A 21,280-nucleotide genomic window follows, 5' to 3' on the forward strand; every position below is an offset into this window, starting at 1 on the left:
CTTTCTTGACCGAAGTCCAACTTTGTTCATAAAGTGGTGGTTTTTGCGCATAAAACGTAGACCATTGTTCATAAGCAAGTGGTTTTTGTGCATAACACGGTCGACACACCTAAAGCAGCTTCAATTCGCAGGATTTTAATATTAAAAATACGAACATTAATTGAACATTGTTGATAAAGTTGTGAACTCGGTTGATATAGTGTTAAACCTCGTTGATATAATGTTTAAATCCGTTGATATTATGTCAAAGTTCGTTGTTAAATTGTTAAAACGAACCAATTTGGAATTGGCCATCTAGAAATTTGACCTCATTTTAAAGAAAAACGCAAAAAAACCACAAGGAAATCAATTCCCTTGTGGCTTTTCGAAGCATATTATACGGCTGCTTCTTCTTCATATTTAGGTGGAGCAATTTGGAATGCTTTCGTTAAGTAAATTAAATATACTAAACCAACGGAGAACCACACTGTTCCCATAATTAATGAGCTTTTTTCAATATTAAACCAAAGGATCGCTACTGATGCGGCCCCAATTAGAGGCAAGATAAGGTAAGAAATGTAGCCTTTAATTGATCTCTGTTTTCCTCGAATAAAGAAATGATTAATAACTGATAGATTAACAAAAGTAAATGCCATTAGTGCACCAAAGTTAATTAGTGAAGTGGCTGTTACTAGATTGAAAAAGATTGCTGATAATGAGATCACACCAACGAAAATTACGTTAAATGCTGGTGTTTTCCATTTCGGATGAACAAATCCAAACCATTTATCAGGGAAAACTTTGTCGCGTCCCATTACATATAGTAGACGTGATACACTCGCATGTGATGCTAATGCAGAAGCAAGTGTATTAATAAATGTTATGCATAAGAAGATTGATTGAAATAATTTTCCACCTACGTATAGTGCAATCTCTGGTGATGCAGCATCAGGATGCTTAAATCTAGATATGTCAGGGTAGTATAATTGGATGAAGAAAGATGTAACTGTAAAGATTACTCCTCCCCAAAGGGCTGTGTAAAGAATTGCTTTTGGAATTGTTTTTGCTGGATTAATCGCTTCTTCTGATAAAGTGGAAACAGCGTCAAATCCTAAAAATGAAAAACATAGAATTGTTGCACCGGTTACTAATGTGCCAAAATGCATTCCCGCACTGAATAATGGTTTTATGCTGAATCCACCATAACCCTCTCCATGATGTAAACCTTGGATTACTAGAACGATAAAGACAACCATAATCACAAGCTGTACTAATACAAAAAGGGTATTGAAATTCGCTAACATATTTATACTTCTTAAGTTTAAGAATGTAACTAGCCCTACAAAACCAACTACCCAAATCCAAGTTGGAACATTAGGAAAAAGTGCATTGAGGTAAATTTTAGTTAATAAGGCATTTACCATTGGTAAAAACAAGTAATCTAGTAATGATGACCATCCAACAAGAAAGCCTAAGTGACCACTAATTGCTTTCTGAGTGTATGTATAAGCAGAGCCAGCATCAGGAAATACTTTTACAAGTTTACCATAGCTTACCGCCGTAAATAACATTCCAATTAAAGCTACAATATATGCAGTTGGTACATGACCATTAGTTACATGAGATACAATTCCGAATGTGTCGAATACAACCATAGGAGTCATATAGGCTAACCCCATCATAACTACTTGCCATAACTTTAAGGATCTTTTTAACTGTGTTTTATTTTCCACCTATCATATCCCCTTCGTTTTAGATTAAGCGCTTACACCTTTATTTCTACTTCCTTATAATTCTTACTTTTCCGACAGAAACCTCCTTTTTTTGAATATTTAAATAAGTCATTTTATAAAGTAGCAAGTTTTATGCCAAAATATTAATTTTATGTAAACGTTCAATTAAACACTTAATATTACACTGAAAGCATTAAGTATCAGTAGAAGAAACTGATTTAGATCTTTTGAAAATTACTTTATCTACCTACCTGTCCATTATTCACTCTTGCATATATTATTCAAGCTCTCATAATCCTTCTCTCTCTTTTCATGAGAACCCCTATATTCTATTCAATTATATGGACTGGCACGGAAGTTGCTACGCTAACTATAAACTACCAATCTAAAAATACATTGCTTCTACTAATAATAAAACTTTTAGTTATTAAACGAGACTAACTATCAGTTTAATTATAAGAAAATTCAGTTAATTAATTCTAATTCGGAGGAGATGATTTATGAGTAAACAAGGTTTTGATTCAGATGCTTTACAATCGTTTAGCTACAAACAGGAGTTACAGCGTTCTTTAAAGTTTTTCAGCTCATTTGCAGTTGCGTTTTCATTTATTTCAATTACAACAGGTATTTTTAGCTCCTATAGTCTTGCTTTAGGTGCAGCTGGACCGGTGGGGATATGGACATGGCCATTTGTAATGGTAGGTCATTTGCTTGTCGCTTTAATTTTCGCAGATTTATCAAGCAAAATTCCTTTAAGTGGCTACGTATACCAATGGGTCAGCCGTTTAACGAATCGGGGATTTGGCTGGTTTACAGGCTGGGCTGCATTATGTTACTTAATAATTGTGGTACCGACTGTTGATTACGGTGTTGCGCCTATTTTTCTCGATTTAATCGGTATTAAAAGTACAACTACTGTACTTACAACGGTTGTGCTAATTATAATCGTGATACAAGCTTTATTAAATATTTATGGAGTAAGAATTGCTACGATCATAAACAATTCAGCAGTATATACAGAAGTAATTGGATTTATTGGCATTATTATTATTTTAAGCTTTGTCTTATTTTTTAAAGGAGCAGATTTTTCTCTATTAACTTACACTGCCCATAAAGTTGGTTCAAACGGAAGTTATTTTACTGCATTTGTACTAGCTGTTGTAATGGGATCCTATACACTAGTAGGTTTTGAAGCAGCAGCAAACCTAGCTGAGGAAACCGTTGATGCTAATAAAACTGTACCTAAAGCCATTGTTTTCTCAATGTTACTAGCAGGGTTAATTGGTTTTATCTTCTTAATTATCATTACAGCAGGCATTAAAGATATTAATAGCATCATGGCTTCTGCTTCACCTATTTCTGATATTTTACAATCACGTCTAGGTACTGCCGTTGCAGACTTTTTCCTTGCATTAGTAATCGTGTCTATTTTTGCTTGCGGATTAATTATTATGGCTTCCGCTTCTCGTCTTATTTATGCACTAGCAAGAGACAATGTTTTCTTTGCTTCAAATGTATTTAAGAAAGTAGATCAGAAACATAATGTACCGTACAATGCTATTATTTTAGTTTCTGTATTAGGTATCATTGCCGTATTCTATTTTGGGAAACTATCATTATTAATAGGTACTTCTGCGGCACTTCCAGCCATTATTTACTTAATAACTGTAGTCGCTTATGCTACTAAAATTAAAACATTACCGGATTCAGATGGTTTCAAATTAGGAAAATGGCGACTTCCTGTTACAATTCTTGCGATTATTTGGTTAGTATTTGAAGTTGGCATTTTAACACTTCCAAAAGACTTTTTACCAACTACAAAAGTTATACTTTATTTATTCCTTGCTGGGATTGTTATTTATTGGACTGTATTTCGATCTAGAATTAAGGAAGGTAAAATTGGTATTAATTTGGAGAAGGATTTGGATGTTTAATTAAAATGAGAACTTAGTTTTAACAGGACTAAAGTTGTTCATCTTTATGGGGAAGGGCTTTTAGACTACATGAACTTATGCGTTAGATATATTTTTCCTTTTTCATAAGCCTGTTTGAGTAAAATACAACTATTCTTATGTGTTATATGAAAGAAAATGCTCTAAATAATAGATTAATAGAAAAATAACGTACATATTCATAAAAATATGTACGTTATTTCCTTTATCAATTATTAATCAAGTTGAGCACCGTTTGTTTGAATAACATTTTGGTACCAAGAGAATGATTTTTTCTTTTTGCGTTCTAATGATCCGCTTCCATCATCATGCTTGTCAACATAAATGAAACCGTAGCGTTTAGACATTTCTCCTGTTGACGCGCTTACTAGGTCAATACATCCCCATGGAGTGTAACCCATTAGTTCTACGCCATCTTCAATTGCTTCTCCAATCGCTTCGATATGGCTGCGTAGGTAGTCGATACGGTAATCATCGTTAATCGAACCGTCTTCTTCAATTTGATCGTACGCACCAAGTCCATTTTCTACGATGAATAGTGGTTTTTGGTAGTGATCATATAATTGGTTTAATCCAATGCGAAGTCCAGTTGGGTCGATTTCCCATCCCCAGTCACTTTCTTTTAAGAATGGATTCTTTACACCGCCAACTAAATTACCTTGGCTATTTTCTTCGTTCGTTTTATGTTTTTTCTCAGTGCGTGACATGTAGTAGCTAAGTGAAATGAAATCAACTGATCCTTCTTTAATGATTTCTAAGTCACCATCTTGAATATCTAAATTAATATCGTTCTCTTTCCAGAAACGTTTTGCAAATGCTGGGTATGCTCCTCTAACTTGTACATCACCACAGTAGTTGTTCCATAGGCGAGACTCTTGTAGAGCATACATTACATTTTCAGGGTTTGAGTCGTAAGTGTATGTTGGAACATATACAAGCATACAACCAATTTGGCTACCCGGAATAATCTCATGTCCTGCTTTTACAGCTAACGCACTTGCAACAAATTGGTGGTGTAGTCCTTGGAAGCTATCTTGTAATTGTGTTTCTTTACTTTCAGGAGAAAAACCAAGTCCTAATATTGGTAAATGTGTTGCACCATTAATTTCATTAAAAGTTAACCAGTATTTTACTTTGTTTTTATAGTATTCGAATAATGTTTTTGCATAACGATCAAAGAATTCGATTACTTTACGGTTACGCCAGCCACCGTATTCTGTGATTAAGTGCAGAGGAATTTCGTAGTGAGAAATTGTTACAACTGGTTCAATATTATATTTTTTTAGTTCATCAAATACACGGTCGTAGAATGCTAAGCCTTCTTCGTTTGGCTCTAATTCATCACCTTTAGGGAAAATACGACTCCATGCAATACTCATACGATAAGTTTTAAAGCCCATCTCTGCAAAAAGTGCAATATCTTCTTTATAACGATGATAGAAGTCAATTCCATCATGATTTGGATAAACAAATTTTTCATTATTTATTTTAAAATCAAAACCTGGTTCTTGAATAAATTTTAATCTTACTTTTCCACCAGGCATAACGTCTGCTAAATTTAACCCTTTGCCACCTTCTTGATAAGCACCTTCTAATTGGTTTGCAGCAGTTGCTCCTCCCCATAAAAATCCTTCTGGAAATGAATATTTAGTATTTGTCATAATGTCCCCTCCATAATTAATTCTTTATTAAAATATTCTGACTGCTGATTGTAAATTCACCAGTCAGAATCATTTATCTAATTAGCCACAAATAGTTAAAAGTGTTTCATTTTCTTTAATATTTTCTTTATTTACAGCATTTACTTCTGAGTAATTTCTACTGTTTGTAATAATAACTGGTGTTGTAACTTCATAACCTGCTTCTTTAATTTTTACTAAATCAAATTCAACAAGTAAGTCTCCAGCTTTAACATTGTCACCTTGATTTATATATGCTGTGAAGAATTCTCCATCTAATTTAACTGTGTCGATCCCGACATGAATTAAAATTTCAATTCCATCTTCTGAAGTAATGCCAATTGCATGTTTTGTTTTAAATAATGTTGTAACTACCCCATTAACAGGAGAAACAACTTTTCCTTCTTGAGGCTCAATAGCAATCCCTTTACCTAATGCTTCACTAGAAAATGCAGCATCATTTACTTCGGTTAAAGGTACAACTTTTCCTTGAAGCGGGCTTACTACCACATGAACAGCATCTTTATCTAATTTTTTTACTTCATTTACTACCTTTACTTCTTTTTTATCATCTTGCGCTTCTTCAACATCTTCAAATCCGATAAAGTAAGCAGCAATCGTGCCACCAATGAATGCGATTGGTAAACCAATTAAAGCATAAACAAATGTTGATCCAATAAAGAATGGAATACCAGGAAGACCAGCATTACTCGGAATAACGAATAATTTAACAGACATTAATGCGTAATACGCTCCACCTATAGCTCCACCGACTAAAGCCCCAATGAACGGCTTTTTAAGTCTCATATTTACACCATACATAGCAGGTTCTGTAACACCCATTAAAGCTGTCATACTAACTGATAAAGCTAATGATTTAAATGATTTATTTTTCGATTTTAAGAATACTGCAAAAGCCGCACCTGCTTGACCCATATTAGCCATAAACATTGCAGGTAGAATTGTGTCGTATCCTTTTGTACTTAAGTTTCCAACTACGATTGGTAAAAACGCGTAATGCATACCAGTCATAACGATTAAAGAGAATGTACCTCCAAGTAGAAGACCAGCAAAAATTCCAGTATGGGCATATAGGAATGTAACCCCTTTAGAAAGCCCGCCACCAATAACTACACCAAGTGGTCCAACAGCAATTAATGTAATTGGTACCATGATTAGTAATGTAACAGTTGGTACGATAATTAATTTGACCATGCTTGGCGTTACACGATCAGTCCACTTTTCAACATAAGAAGCAATCCAAACTGCTAACAAAATCGGTATAACAGATGATGCATATGTTACCGCTGTTACAGGAAGACCGATAAAGTGTACTGGTTTCCCAGCACCTAATAACGCTGTAATTGTTGGGTGCATCAAAGCTCCCGCGATGGACACTGCAACAAATTGATTGGAACCAAATTTTTTCGCTGCACTAAATGCTACTAAGAATGGTATGAAGTAGAACGCTCCATCTCCAATTGCATTCATTATTGTATATGCTTGGCTTTTGTCTGAAATCCAATGGAATGTCAAAAGAATAGCAAGAATCGCCTTGATCATACCTGCACCAGTAATTGCAGGTAATATTGGTGCAAATGTTCCAGAAATTACATCAAAAATACTTCCTATAACATTTCCTTTTTTCTTGGTATCACCGTTTGAATTGCTAGTATTTATATTGGCGATCTTATTAATTTCATTAAATACTTTTACAACATCGTTTCCGATGATTACTTGAAACTGAGTTCCGCTTTTATTTACACCCATGACTCCATTAACTGCTTCTAGTTTAGCTTTGTTTTTTTCAGCAATGCTTTCGTCATTTAAATTGAATCGTAGTCTTGTGATACAGTGAATCAAATTCGATATATTTTTTTCTCCACCAACTAATTCGATTATCTCACTAGCCGTTTTTTTATAATCCATAAATACCCCTCCTCAAGTTACGGAAAATTCCAAAAACAATGAATATCTCTTCTGAATTGTTATTGTAGAAAAATAAAAAACCTAAACTACTCGCGTATAATAAAGTTCATACGCACTTGTAATTTAGGTTTTGCCTGCATGATCAGTAACAATCCTGAAATAAGTTATTAAATTTAAAATCAAATACAATTATTAAGCAAACTGGCCTTCCTGACTGCCTTTGTCCGGATCAAAAGTGGCTCAAGAAAACAAAAAACCTAAACTGTACGCCTCTAAAATAACATTAGAAACGACAATTTAGGTTTTGCCTGCACGACCAGTAACAATCCTATCGGATGTATTTAATTGATGCCTTAATATTATCATTGTATATTAATCATGTCAACGCTTTCAGTAAAATTAATTTCGATTTACAACACGAGCAATATGAATTGTAAGATAAAGCTTTTCTTCCGTACTTAATTCATATTCATATTTTTTCAATACAAAATCCGTAATTTTTTCTGTACAGTTAGAAGCATCTTTATATTTCTCTTTGATCGTATTAAATAGAAAATCTTCTTCATTATTTAAATTAGTCTTACTAAAGATTCTTTGAGCAAAAAATTTAAGATGAGTGATAAATCGATAATAGTTTAATGATTCCTCATCGAATTCAATTTTAAAATGGTATTTAACAACTGTAAGGATTTCTTGAATAAACTTTGTAATATTTACAATGTTCGTCATTTCCTCATTCAATTCCGCATTTACCACATGCAAAGCAATAAAACCTGCCTCATCCTCTGGTAAGCGTATACCCGTTTTTTGCTCTATAATATTTAGCGCGTGTTTACCTACCACAAATTCTTCTTTATAAAGTCGTTTGACTTCCCAAAGTAAAGGATTCTTAATTTCCATTCCATTTTTTTGTCTGTGTAATGCGAAATGGATATGATCCGTTAGTGATACATAAATGCTCTCGTTTAATTTTTTTCCTAATGTCTCTTTTGCAAAACTGATAATTTCATCAGATAGATCCATATATTTTAAAGGAATTTCTTCGAGTAATTTTTTAAAATGCTCCGATAAGTCTTTATTTTCTAGTTTGAAAACCTTTTCAATCAATTGCTCATCAACTAGATCGCCTGGTTTTTTCTTAAAAGCCAACCCTCGTCCCATCACAACCATTTCTTTATTTTGTTCGTTTAAAACACTTACTACATTGTTGTTAATTACTTTATGGATTATCATCTATCTCACCCCTCTTGTGACGGATTGTTTGCTAAACCATTTATTATCTATACTATATCTTCCCTTTTTACAGGTCAATTTTACTACATCATCATCTATAAATAAAAATAACCTAAACAATCAATATCTCACTCAGAGACATTGATTATTTAGGTTTTGCCTGCACCTGCAGTAACAATCCAATTATTTATAAGATAGAAATAATTATAAAAAATATTGCATATATAAACAAGATATTTTTTATTTTTTGATTCTAAGAGAGGAAATAATCCTTCTCCCCCTTGAATACTAGGGTATTTTTAACTAGTCTACTCTGCCAATAAAATCCATAATTAGGAATTAGAGAATAAATATTACTTTATTACTCTCTAACTTTTTATAGATTTGTACTTTTGAATATATATGCTTTTTACCTAGTGGGTCTTACGAATTATCTTCCCCTATTCTAATACTGGAACTCCAGTAGGATTACTATTTTCAACTACATATTTCTTTTGATCTTTATCAGTAATTTGAATCACAACTTTTTTTGGTACAGAAAAATCATAAGTTGAACTAGTCCACCAATCACCTGTCACTGCTGCATCTTGTTTGATAAACGCTGTGCTTAATTGTCCATCAAGTCCACCATATGTTTGATCATCTGCTTGCAACTTTAGAATTTGCTTTCCTGTTGCTATTTTAGTTGCAATACTATTACCATTTTCATCTTCAAGCATCACTTTAATTTCTTTAATCATAGTATAAGGTAATTTAGTTAAATCTAGTTTAAATCCTACATTGTATGCCGAATTACCTTTTCCGTCATAGTTATTCCAATAGCCAAAATCTTGTGGTTGAACGAAGCTTTCTGAATTTGCTACCGGCCCTGAAGGTACTCCTGTTGGGTTGTTATTTTCAACTAAATAAATTTTATTATCTTTATCTTTTATTGTAATCACTGCTTTTGTTGGTGCTGTAAAATCATAAGATGAGCTTGTCCACCATCCGTTTGATGCTGCATCATCTCTTTGAATAAACGCTGCACTTAACTGTCCATCAAGTCCACCATATGTTACATCATCTGCTTGTAATTGTTTGATTTGATTGCCTGTAGCTGTTCTTTGCGCTAAAGTTTTCCCGTCTTGATCAACTAAAGCTACATTGATTTCTTTAATCATATTGTATGGTAGTTTAGCTAAATCTAACTTAAATCCTACATTATACGCTGGGCGGCCGTTACCCGCATCTTCCCAATAGCCAAAGTCTTGCGTTTGAACGAAGCTCTCTGAATTCGCTACTGGTCCTGTAGGTATTCCTGTTGGATTGTTGTTTTCAACTGAATAAAGCTTATTTTCTGTATCCTTAATTGTAATGACTGTTTTAGCTGGTGTTGAGAAGTCGTATGCCGTACTTGTCCACCATTCATTTGTTGCTGCTGCGTCTCTTTGGATAAATGCTGCACTTAACTGTCCATCAAGTCCACCATATGTTTGATCATCTGATTGTAATTTTAAAATTTGACTTCCAGTAGCCGTTCTAGATGCTATCGTTTTTCCGTTTTTATCTACTAATGAAATCTGAATTTCTTTAATTTTTATGTATGGTAATTTAGCTAAATTCAATTTAAATCCTACATTATATGCTGCGCGACCTTCACCTGCATCTTCCCAATATCCGAAATCTTGTGTCTGTACGAATTCTGTAGGATTCGAAACTTTAACTGGTGCAGAAACGGTCACTTTCACTGTTACCTTCTTATTAACATCAGTTACAGTACCTGTAATAGTATAAATTCCAGCTTTACTAAAGTTTACGCCATTTGTGTTCCAAACAACTGATTTAGTTAACTTCTGGCCGTTAACTAGTTTTACTTCTACTGTTTTTGGAAGGGTTACTTTATTACCTTCATAAACTGTAATGTCATTAATTTTACTGATGCTAGCAACTTGTAATCCAGCAATTTTTGCATTTATTTTAGTTTTTGTAGCATTTAACTTTGAGATGTATGAAGCTTTCACATCTGAATATTTTAAGCTATTAATAATCTTTAAAGCTGCGTTATATTGAGCAGTCACTTCACTACTCGTCGTTTTAGCTGTTACTTTCCCTTCAAATGATTGGAATACTTTAAGTGCATTCGTTGCATTTTTTTCTACTTTATCTTCTGAAGCCTCATAAGCTACTACCTTATTATGTTGAGTTTTAATTCGATTCGTTAATTTTCCTTTTAAAGTACGATAATTCTTCCCTAATTTTGCTACCTCTTTTTTTGCCGAAGATTCTAATGATGCAATTCTTTTTTCATCAGATGCTTTCTTAGGCATGCCAGCGCTTTCAAAAGTATTTACAGCTCTAGTAGCGTAAACTTTTTTTGATGCTGCATAAGCAGATGAACCCACCGATGTTGTTGCTAATAATGTCGCTACAAGAGAAGCAGATAAAACCTTTCGAACTGATAGAACTTGATTCTTCACTTTAAAAATCCCCCTAATGTTAACTATTTAAGACAGAAAATTTATAATTTTTTTAACCATCCAAATTATATTATAAATGTTACATTTTTAAACGACAAAGGTAAATTTTGTAATATTTTTGTAATAAAAAAAAGATGTAAATTCTAGTTGCGAATTACATCTCCAATCTACTTATTAATTAATAGAAAACCCATTACTGCTTACATAAAACTCTGTTTAATTCTTTAAATCACAATCAGTAAGACGAACAATTTTTGTCTTTTTAATTAGCTTATAGCCGATCCATAAAACAAGGAAAAGTGGCAATCCAATATAGGAAACAAGTACACCGTTCCAGTCAATCTTATTCCCCATAAATGCTGAATAGTTTTGACCAAGAATAACAACTCCACAAAGTACAAATGCAAATATTGGACCAAACGGGAACCATTTCGCTTTATACGGAAGATCATTTAAATTCTTACCTTGTGCTACGTAAGCTTTGCGGAATCGATAATGACAAATAGCTATACCAAGCCAAGCAATAAAACCGGACATACCTGAAGCGTTAAGTAACCAAACATAAACAACTCCGTCACCATATAAAGAGGCTAAAAATGCTAATGTACCAACTGCTGCTGTAATGATCAATGCATTAACAGGTACACCTCTTTTGTTTAACTTACCTAATGCTTTTGGAGCTTTCCCTTGGCGCGCCATATCCCATAGCATTCTAGTCGAAGCATACATCCCTGAATTCCCAGCTGATAAAACTGCCGTTAATATAACTGCATTCATTACGGATGCTGCAAAGGCTATGCCAGCTTTATCAAAAACTAGCGTAAATGGACTAACAGCTACATCACCACTTGCTAGATTATGATTTGTGTATGGAATTAGTAAACCTATTACAAAAACAGACATCACGTAAAATAATAAAATACGCCAAAATATTTGACGAGCTGCACGAGGAATGTTTTTCTGAGGCTCTTCACTCTCCCCAGCTGCTACACCTAATAACTCTGTACCTTGAAATGAGAAGCCCGCTGCCATAAAAATTCCGAGTGTTGCCATAAAGCCGCCATGAAAAGGAGCATCCCCAACTGTAAAGTTTTTAAATCCTACTGCTTGTCCACCAATAATGCCAAAAATCATTAAGCATCCCGCAACTAAAAAAATGATAACTGTAACTACTTTTATTAAAGAAAACCAATACTCTGACTCTCCAAATCCTTTAACAGATAAATAGTTTAATAGAAAGATAATAGCTAAAAATAATGAACTCCATAAAAGTGATGATGTGTGTGGTAGCCAGAATTTCATAACCATCGTAACCGCAGCTAATTCGGCAGCTATAGTAATTGCCCAGTTATACCAGTAATTCCATCCAAGTGCAAAACCAAGAGCAGGATCGACGAATTTAGTTGCGTATGTACTAAATGAACCTGCAACCGGCATGTATGTAGCCATCTCAGCAAGGCTTGTCATTAAAAAGTAGACCATTATTCCAATTGCTACATAGGCTAAGAGAACACCGCCTGGCCCTGCATTATGTATAGCGCCCCCACTCGCCAAAAATAGACCTGTTCCAATTGTTCCCCCTAGCGAAATCATTGTAATATGACGAGGTTTTAATCCACGCTTTAACTCTTGAGGCATAGAAGAAATATGATCCTGAGAATCAATGACTGTTATTGTATTTACCGTATTTTTCATTAAAATACTCCTTTTCAGTCGTTTTTGGGATTAGATAATTTTTTCTTAGCTTTTTTGAAATATTCGGCTGCAGGTTTAAGGAAAGAAATGTATTACTATAAATTAAAAGATTAATAATTAGAGAAAATGAGAAGCGAATAGTCGCTTCTCATTTTTTTATAGAGAAAAATCAAAATAATTTTTCTTTAATAAACGTGGTTGCTGTATTAACTCTTGAAATGAAAGTGTTCTTTCAATAAGTTTCGTATTAATTAAATATAATTGCTCCTCAATTGCACCAACTGTATCATCTGTTTGATAAGTTATATTACAATTCTGGCATATAACACATGGTGTTTCTTTAATCTCAATTGCCTTCGTTCCATCAGGAAGCTCCCAGTAGACCGTATTTGTTGATTCGACTATGTTAGCTGATTCACACCACTGACATGTCATCATTCAGCTTCACCTTTTGAGGGTGCACTCGCTACTAGCTTTTCGCTAACTTGAATTTTTGTAAGCTGTGCTTGGAATTTCTTTTCTTTTAATTCGTCACGCTTTTCACGTTTATCTTTTAAAGAAGCATGCTCTGGGTTTGTCGTATATGTTTTACGAGCTTCCATACGTTGTAAACCTTCTGGTACAAGATTGAATTTTGTTTCATTCATCAATCCTGCAATACCCGCATTCGAACGTTTTTCTTCCATATTAGGATAAATTTCTTTAAAGTATGCTTCCGCTCTACCTGGTACATAATTTTGTGGCTCTGGATAAGTAGTAATTACACCTTCAAAATTACGAAGTACAACTTTATCAGCACTTTGTGAAATTAAGTAATTCGGTTGGAGAGCAATTTTCCCTCCACCACCTGGAGCGTCTACTACAAATGTTGGTACTGCATATCCTGAAGTATGGCCTCTTAGACCTTCCATGATTTCTAAACCTTTTGATACAGGAGCACGGAAATGACCAATTCCTTCTGATAAATCACATTGATAAATATAATAAGGTCTTACACGAATTTTAACTAAATCATGCATTAGCTTTTTCATGATTGGTACACTGTCATTAATTCCAGCCAAGATTACAGCTTGATTTCCTAACGGTACACCAACATTAGCAAGCATTTCGCAAGCTCGTTTCGATTCTTCTGTAATTTCGATTGAAGTATTAAAGTGAGTATTTAGCCAAACTGGATGATATTTTTTTAAGATATTACAAAGGTTTTCAGTAATACGTTGTGGGAATACTACAGGTGCTCTTGTACCGATACGGATAATTTCCACATGTGGAATCTCTCGTAAATTTTTTAAGATGTACTCTAAAATATTATCGTTAATTAAAAGACCGTCTCCACCTGAGATTAGGACGTCTCGTACTTCAGGAGTTTTGCTAATGTAATTAATAGCAGCATCAAGCTGTTTCTTCGGTACTCCCATTCCAATTTGCCCTGAAAAACGACGTCTAGTGCAATAACGACAGTACATTGAACATTGATTTGTTACTAAAAATAGAACGCGATCTGGATAACGATGTGTTAAACCAGGTACTGGTGAATCTTCATCCTCATGAAGAGGATCTTCTAAATCATACTTCGTTTTATGAATCTCCGCAGAGATCGGAACTGATTGCATACGAACAGGACAACGTGGGTCATCCGGATTCATTAATGACGCATAATATGGAGTAATATTTAGTGGAATTGTTTTTGTCGCAATTCTTACCCCATCTTCTTCTTCTGGCGTGAGGTTAATTATTTGCTTTAACTCATCCAATGATTTGATGGTATTTGTAAGTTGCCAAACCCAATCATTCCATTGTTCATCTGTTACATCTTTCCACAATTCAACTTCTTTCCAGTGTCTTTTTGGAGCATAGACTGCATTTACCATACTTACATCCCCTTTCAAACTGTTTGATTTAATATAAAGCAAGACCCGTGCCAAAAATTTACATTTTTTTAATAAACACGCTCAGAATATAGAAAATTCAAACTATTCAGCCTGTTAATTTATTTTTTTCCGTTAAAACTCAAAGCGAGTATTAGTTGAAACATGTCGCAACAATAGTAAAACCGCCTAAATTTAGGCGGCTTGGCTAATAAATACAGTTATAAAACTATCATTTTCAAATGGTTTTAAACAAGATTTATACTAAAATATTTAACTTTTGAATCTTATACTGAAGAGTCTGCCTAGGTATTTCTAGAAGTGCTGCAGCTTGTTGAATATTAGCGTTAGTTTGCAACAATGCTTGTTTTATAAGTGAAATTTCCATTTCCTGCATTGCCGAACGTAATGGCTGAACTCCTCCTTTTGTTTCAGTACTTTTCTTAATTTGTTGCAATTGTATTGGAAGATGTTTAACAGTTAGCGTATGCCCTTCCGCCATAATCATAGCATGCTCAATCGTATGCTTTAGTTCACGGACATTCCCAGGCCAATTATACTGGTGAAATAATTCAAATACCGTATGCTCTACATTACGAATGTTCTTCGAGAAGCGTTCATTAAATTGCTCGACAAAATGGGATGTCAGCAATTCTATATCATAATTCCTTTCTCTTAAAGGTGGGATGAACAATGAAAATACATTCAGTCGATAATATAAATCCGGTCGCATAATGCCATTTTGAACGCAGTCTAACGGCGATTCATTAATTGCAGCGATTACCCTCACATTCACTTTCCGAGTCTTTTGATCACCTATTCGGCGAACTACGCCATCCTCTAGAACTCTTAGTAGCTTGGCTTGGAGCTCTAAAGGCATAGAATTAAGTTCATCTAAAAATAAGCTACCGCCATCGGCTAGTTCAAATAATCCCGCTCGATCGATAGCTCCCGTATAACTGCCTTTTGTTGTACCAAATAATATACTTTCTAGTAATGATTCTGGTAGCGCAGCACAGTTTTGAGCTATAAAAGGTGCTTCACTTCTACTTGAACAGTGGTGAATTGACTGGACAAAAAGTTCTTTTCCAGTACCAGTTTCACCGACTACAAGTACGGCAGAATCAGCATTTGCCACCTTCTCAACTTGATTTTTAACCGCCATTAAAGCTGGATCATCCGTTAATATATCTGAGATCGTATAGGAATGAATTTGTTTCGCTTTACCTTGCTTAACTTGCGGTTTAATTCTCGCTTGTAAATCTAAAACTTTTTCTCCAAGTGATTTAATGGTGGAATAATCCTTTGCAATCTCAACCGCACCTATAAGCTGATCATCCAAAATAATAGGAATAGTAGTATTAACTGTATCAATGTATTGGCCCTTAATATTCTCATAGCGTTGGGGCTGCCTAATAATCGCTTGCCTTGTTTCTAGTACCTTCAGTAGGGTGCTTGTTTCTTTTGTTAAAGAAGGGAAAGCTTCTAGCACATGCTTTCCTAGAACCTCTTCAACTGAAACTCCATCATGGTCAGCCGCAACTTGATTATAAAATATAGTCATTCCATTATTGTCGACTGCATGAATTGATTCATCGATACTATTTAATATGGCACTAATCATTTGATTAGTTGGAATTGTTGCGTTCATTTTCTACCCTTCCTTTCACCGCCGAAAACTTGGCAATTTCACGCTTAATTTTCGGCAGTTTGACATTAAGAGACTACTTTCGAAAGATCTTTCACCCAAACGTTCATATCTTCTAATTTATCAAAAATATAGCAGTTGTTTGTCATTCTTCCAGTATACATATAGCCTAATTGATGAAAGGCTGCATTCATTCCATACGATAATGATCTCGCAATCGTATATGAACAATAAATAGCTTCGCTTATTAAGTCCTGTTCTAGCTTCTTCATCAGTTCCTTCATTAGTCCATGCTTACGATGCTCCTCAAGCGTTGCACAATTCGTAAGCTCAGCATTTCTTTGTCCGATGTCAATTTCAGCTGATGCTGCACTCACTATTTTCCCTTCTTTTTCGTAAATCCAATAAATAGTCCCTTCATCCATCGTCTTTTCAACATAAGTCGATTCATTTAAAGGTGTTGGATATACTTTAAAAACTTGATCATAAAGTTTAGCTAGTTTTTTTGAGTCATTTTTTTCAGCTCTTCGTATAACATACTCATCAGGAATTACTTTTTCTTTTGATCGATCACTTTTTAAGACAGCATCTAAAATGTCATCTCCAGCAGCCCAATATAGACTGTTTCTTCTGTCCTGGCTAGCATATTTCGTAACAAAGTAACCATCACTTCCTTGAAAATATCCCTTCAGTGCAGATTCAATCATATACCCTGATTGTAAGAAGGAATATAAGTGTTCACTTCTTGCTTTAATTATTAACTTTGTATATTTATATTCTTTTGCTAGTTTTTCTACTCTCTCTATTAATAACGATACGTTACCTAAGTAGTAATCAACTCGAATTCTCTCATTAAAGTGATCTAAAGCACCTTCAAAATAATAGTTTTCTTGTTTAATTTTTACTGTTTCATAATACTTTTTCGTTTTCATATGCTCCCTCACTTTCATGTTGGTCTTCTACTCCACACCAATCAATTAATGTACAAGCAATGATTTCTGCTGATAAAAACAGTTGATCTAAATCAATAAACTCATCTGGATAGTGAGCTACTTTCGTCTCTCCTGGTCCAAAAACGATCATTGGAATATTTAAAATTTGTGTAAATAATCCTCCATCTGTTCCCCATGGTGCAGCTTCCACTATTGGACTTTGATTCATTGTTTCGCGATAGTTTCGTTGCAAAGTTTGCACTAATTCACTATCAGCTTCAACAGTACCTGGGACCCATCTTGCTCCAAACCATTCTACTTCTACAGGATTTTCAACGAACCAATCATCAAGGTTTTTAATATTATAAATCCAATTCTCAAATTCTTCTCTAGCAGCTTCCAATTTTTCATTTGGTGCTACTCCAAATCTTCCTTCTAAAGTGACTAAATCTGAAACAGAAGATGGCCATGTTCCACCATGAATCGTTCCTATATTAATAGGTATTGGAATTGGTACTCCATCATATAAAGGGTCATTTATTCGGTCATTACGTAGTTGCTCTAGTTTTTGAATTTGTTGAACGATTAACATACTTTTTTCGATAGCGCTTACACCTTCGTAACGAGTACCTCCGTGTGCTACTTTCCCTTTCACGCTCAGACGGAACCACATAGAACCTTGTTGCTTAATGAAGAACTTCATATTTGTTGGTTCAGGGATAATAACACCATCAGCTGAATATCCTCGCAAGATTGTTGCAAGTGTTCCAGCACCACCACTTTCTTCCTCAATTACACTTTGAAAATAAACATTACCTTTTAATGTAATCTTACTGTTCTTTATTGCTTCAATTGCTAAAATTAGTGCGACATTTCCACCCTTCATATCAGTTGCTCCACGGCCATATAGCTTGTTATCTACCACAGTTGCACTGTAAGGTGGGTTAGTCCATTGCTGAATATTACCTTCTGGAACGACATCAATATGTCCATTTAAGATCATGGACTTTCCTCCACCCGTTCCTTTAAGCGTAGCCACAATATTAGGACTACCAGCAAAGTCGTCTCTTGTAGAAATAAAGTAAGGATGCTCTTTCATTTCCTTTATATCTGGATCCCAAACGTCTAAGTCCAATTCAAGCTCTCTTAATTTTTCAAGAACAATTGCTTGTGCCTTACTCTCATTGCCAGAGACGCTGTTTTCCATTACTAGTTGTCTAAGTAGTTCAATTGTTTTAGCTTTATTTTCGCTAATATAGTCTTGAATAACTTTTTTGTAATGACTCATCCTCTTCACCCTTTTCTATATAAACATTTTTAAATCTTTACTGATTTTTAAATCCGCACCAGTATGTTTGATTACATCCTCTACAGTATATGGACTCATTATTTCTTTAAGCACTAATGAATTATTAACAACTTCAATAACAGCCATTTCCGTTATGATTAAATCCACACAAGATTTAGAAGTTAATGGCAAACTACATTCTTTCACGATTTTTGGATTCCCAGCTTTATCCGTATGATTCATTACGACAATTACTCTTTTAGCCTTTTGAGCTAAATCCATCGCTCCACCGATTCCCGGTACACGTTTTCCAGGTACAATCCAGTTTGCCAGATCTCCTTTTTCACTTACTTGTAATGCGCCTAGAACAGTTAAGTCTAGTAAACCCCTGCGTATAATTCCAAATGCCGTAGCACTATCGAAATAGCTAGCACCTTTTATGGCAGTAATTGGGAAACCACCTGCATTACATAAATTTTCATCTTCTTTTCCTTTTTCAGGACTCGGTCCGATCCCCATAACTCCATTTTCAGCATGGAACATAACATGAACATCTTCTGGTAAGTAATCAGGAACGATGGATGGAATTCCAATCCCTAAATTTACAATCATTCCGTTTTTAATTTCCTTTGCAGCTCGCTTTGCAATTTTTTGACGAAAATCTATTCCCATGCCCATTTCCAGTTCACTCCTTCCGATGAAATTATGTAATTAACAAACACACCTGGAGTTACAATTTCCTCTGGATTTAGCGTACCAAGTGGAACAATTTCCTCTGCCTCAACAATTGTAATATCCCCGGCCATAGCCATATGAGGATTCATATTCCTTGCACTCTTGTCAAAAACCAAATTTCCAAACGGATCAGCTTTCTTTGCAAATATAATACTGACTTCTGCAATTAGAGCTTCTTCAACTAGAAATTGTTTACCTTTTACAAATACTTTTTCTTTGCCGTCTTCTGCCATACTATCAAGACCTACATCGACTAGCACTCCTCCAAGTCCCATTCCGCCTGCTCGGATACGCTCCGCTAGTGTACCTTGTGGAGAAAATTCAACTTTTAGCTTACCTTCCGTCATTAACTTTCCAGCAAACGGATTTGAGCCAATATGAGATGTAACAATTGATCTCACTCTTTCATTTCTTACCATCCTTCCGATGCCAATATCCGGAAATCCAGTATCATTACAAATTAAGTCAATATCCTTTATTTCACTTTCTAATAATGCTTGAAGTAAAGTTGGCGGTGAACCGACTCCTCCAAAACCCCCAACCATTAGTGTCATTTCATCATGAAAAAAAGGAAGGATTTGTTCCATTGTCGCTATTTTTTTATAAGTATTTTCAACTAAATTCATACACTTTCCCCCTTAGCTGTATACGTTAATTGGGATTGTTCCATTTCCAATTCTGTTAAACTTTCCGTAAGAATTTGAAGTAATTCATCCATTTCTCCATAAGTAATGGTTAAAGGTGGCGCAATCATGAAAGCTGAATCTTCTTTTCCGTTTTTTCCCGCAACGGAAGGGTATAATAGCAAGCCCTTATTCATTACTTTTTGAATAAACGCACTTGATTTTATGTTACTTATAAATTCGATGCCGATTAATAAGCCTTTTCCTCTAACATCTCCAATGATTGAAAATTTCTCTTTTAACCCTTGGAGTTTATCCATTAAATAGTTACCTTTTTCTTCTGCAGCTTGTACTAAATTATGTTTCTCAACATATTCAATAACAGCTAAGGAAACTGCTGCCGATAATGGGTTTGCACTAAATGTATGCCCGCTCATTACAAGTTTTGAGCCTTGCATAATTGGTTCAATCACTCGATCGCTTGCAATAGTTGCAGCCATTGGTGTGTACCCAGAAGTTAATCCTTTTCCAAGTGTCACAATATCAGGCTGGACACCCCAGTGCTCCATTGCAAACATTTTTCCAGTACGACCAAGGCCAGTCATAACCTCGTCTGAAATTAGTAAAATATCATATTTTTCACAAATGGCTTTTATTCTTTGGTAGTAACCTTTAGATGGTACGATTGCACCACCTGCAGCACCAATTATTGGCTCAGCAATAAATGCTGCAATATGCTCAGGACCAATTCGATCAATGGCTGTTTCTAGTTCAGATGCACATGCTAAATCACAAGATGGGTGTTCTAAGTTGAAAGGACAACGATAGCAATATGGTGGTGAAACTGAAGGATAATCCTCCAATATTGGAACAAAACGCTGACGACGTAAAGGGTGCCCCGACATGGATAAAGCACCAATTGTTATGCCATGATAACTCATCCAGCGTGAAAGGATTTTATTCTTACCTTTTTTACCCTTCTCTTGGTAATGCTGTATTGCTAGTTTCATAGCAGTTTCTGTTGCTTCAGTGCCGCTATTAACAAAGAATGTCCAGTTTAAATCACCTTGAGTAATTTCACTTAGCTTCTTTGCTAGCTTCTCAGCAGGTTCACTTGTAAACTGTGAACGGTAGACGAATGATACTTGTTTTGCTTGTTCAGTCATCACATTAATAATCTCTTCAACGCCATGACCAATCCCTACGGTGATTGCACCAGATGAACCATCAATGTACCGATTTCCATCTTTATCAAATAAGTACACACCTTCCCCATGTGAAATCATAGGGTAATGCTGACCAAGCAATGGTTTTATTAAATAATCTCGATCCATCTTATCCCCACCCCTTTTTTTATAAAAAACTAAAAAGCCAATCTACTAAATATTGGAAATTTAAATAGAGGCTATTTTTTAGTATTCTTGCTTTCTGAAATACTTCCTTTTTATTTTTTTTAAACTTAAACAACTGTTTAAAAAAACTAGTTGGCCGCATTAGTTCCTTAACAAAAGATTTATACCTTTAGTTACC

Annotated in this window: 15 protein-coding genes; 1 reads left to right on the top strand and 14 read right to left on the bottom strand. The window is 34.8% G+C overall.

The genetic code is table 11. The annotated features are described in order from the left end of the window. Positions 1-374: 374 nt before the first annotated feature. Complete coding sequence (locus tag CN601_RS21195; RefSeq protein ID WP_218923252.1) at positions 375-1,712, bottom strand: APC family permease; 1,338 nt, start codon at positions 1,710-1,712, stop codon at positions 375-377. A 500-nt stretch (positions 1,713-2,212) separates the two neighbouring features. On the opposite strand from CN601_RS21195, the gene CN601_RS21200 reads away from it, so the two are divergent. Then, the gene (locus CN601_RS21200; RefSeq protein WP_098172265.1) at positions 2,213-3,646 is read left to right on the top strand and encodes an amino acid permease; all 1,434 of its coding nucleotides are present in this window, start codon (positions 2,213-2,215) and stop codon (positions 3,644-3,646) included. Positions 3,647-3,879: 233 nt separating this feature from the next. Here CN601_RS21200 and CN601_RS21205 read toward each other — a convergent pair whose 3' ends face one another. The 13 genes from CN601_RS21205 to CN601_RS21265 form a co-directional block, all read right to left on the bottom strand. Beyond that, positions 3,880-5,325 (bottom strand): glycoside hydrolase family 1 protein, encoded by a 1,446-nt coding sequence (locus CN601_RS21205; RefSeq protein WP_098172266.1) that lies wholly within the window; start codon positions 5,323-5,325, stop codon positions 3,880-3,882. 81 nt (positions 5,326-5,406) lie between these two features. After that, on the bottom strand, positions 5,407-7,272 hold the full coding sequence (locus CN601_RS21210; RefSeq protein WP_098172267.1) for a beta-glucoside-specific PTS transporter subunit IIABC: 1,866 nt from the start codon (positions 7,270-7,272) through the stop codon (positions 5,407-5,409). 399 nt (positions 7,273-7,671) lie between these two features. After that, entirely contained in the window at positions 7,672-8,505 is an 834-nt protein-coding gene (gene licT, locus CN601_RS21215; protein ID WP_098172268.1) for a BglG family transcription antiterminator LicT, read from the bottom strand. A gap of 440 nt (positions 8,506-8,945) precedes the next feature. After that, positions 8,946-10,961, bottom strand: coding sequence for an Ig-like domain-containing protein (locus CN601_RS21220; RefSeq protein WP_098172269.1), 2,016 nt, complete (start codon positions 10,959-10,961; stop codon positions 8,946-8,948). Between the two features lie 216 nt (positions 10,962-11,177). Continuing rightward, complete coding sequence (locus CN601_RS21225; protein ID WP_098172312.1) at positions 11,178-12,599, bottom strand: amino acid permease; 1,422 nt, start codon at positions 12,597-12,599, stop codon at positions 11,178-11,180. A gap of 213 nt (positions 12,600-12,812) precedes the next feature. After that, a complete protein-coding gene (locus CN601_RS21230) occupies positions 12,813-13,091 on the bottom strand; it encodes a YokU family protein (RefSeq protein ID WP_098118175.1) in 279 nt (92 codons plus the stop codon). Beyond that, positions 13,091-14,527 carry a lysine 2,3-aminomutase gene (gene kamA / locus CN601_RS21235; protein WP_098118086.1) on the bottom strand — a complete coding sequence of 479 codons (1,437 nt, stop codon included), beginning with the start codon at positions 14,525-14,527 and terminating at the stop codon, positions 13,091-13,093. Before kamA ends, CN601_RS21230 begins: the two co-directional genes overlap by 1 nt. Before the next feature lie 256 nt (positions 14,528-14,783). Then, entirely contained in the window at positions 14,784-16,175 is a 1,392-nt protein-coding gene (locus CN601_RS21240) for a sigma-54 interaction domain-containing protein (RefSeq protein WP_098172270.1), read from the bottom strand. Positions 16,176-16,240: 65 nt separating this feature from the next. Then, positions 16,241-17,104 carry a putative beta-lysine N-acetyltransferase gene (gene ablB / locus CN601_RS21245; protein WP_098172271.1) on the bottom strand — a complete coding sequence of 288 codons (864 nt, stop codon included), beginning with the start codon at positions 17,102-17,104 and terminating at the stop codon, positions 16,241-16,243. Further along, on the bottom strand, positions 17,082-18,392 hold the full coding sequence (locus CN601_RS21250) for a peptidase (protein WP_098172272.1): 1,311 nt from the start codon (positions 18,390-18,392) through the stop codon (positions 17,082-17,084). Before CN601_RS21250 ends, ablB begins: the two co-directional genes overlap by 23 nt. Before the next feature lie 15 nt (positions 18,393-18,407). Beyond that, positions 18,408-19,070, bottom strand: coding sequence for a 3-oxoacid CoA-transferase subunit B (locus CN601_RS21255; RefSeq protein WP_098118090.1), 663 nt, complete (start codon positions 19,068-19,070; stop codon positions 18,408-18,410). Continuing rightward, a complete protein-coding gene (locus CN601_RS21260; protein ID WP_098172273.1) occupies positions 19,055-19,753 on the bottom strand; it encodes a CoA transferase subunit A in 699 nt (232 codons plus the stop codon). The genes CN601_RS21255 and CN601_RS21260 overlap by 16 nt, the downstream gene beginning before the upstream one ends. Continuing rightward, complete coding sequence (locus CN601_RS21265; RefSeq protein WP_098172274.1) at positions 19,750-21,084, bottom strand: aspartate aminotransferase family protein; 1,335 nt, start codon at positions 21,082-21,084, stop codon at positions 19,750-19,752. Before CN601_RS21265 ends, CN601_RS21260 begins: the two co-directional genes overlap by 4 nt. Positions 21,085-21,280: the final 196 nt, after the last annotated feature.

It is taken from the genome of Bacillus sp. AFS017336, assembly GCF_002555445.1.
Lineage (GTDB): Bacteria > Bacillota > Bacilli > Bacillales > Bacillaceae_G > Gottfriedia.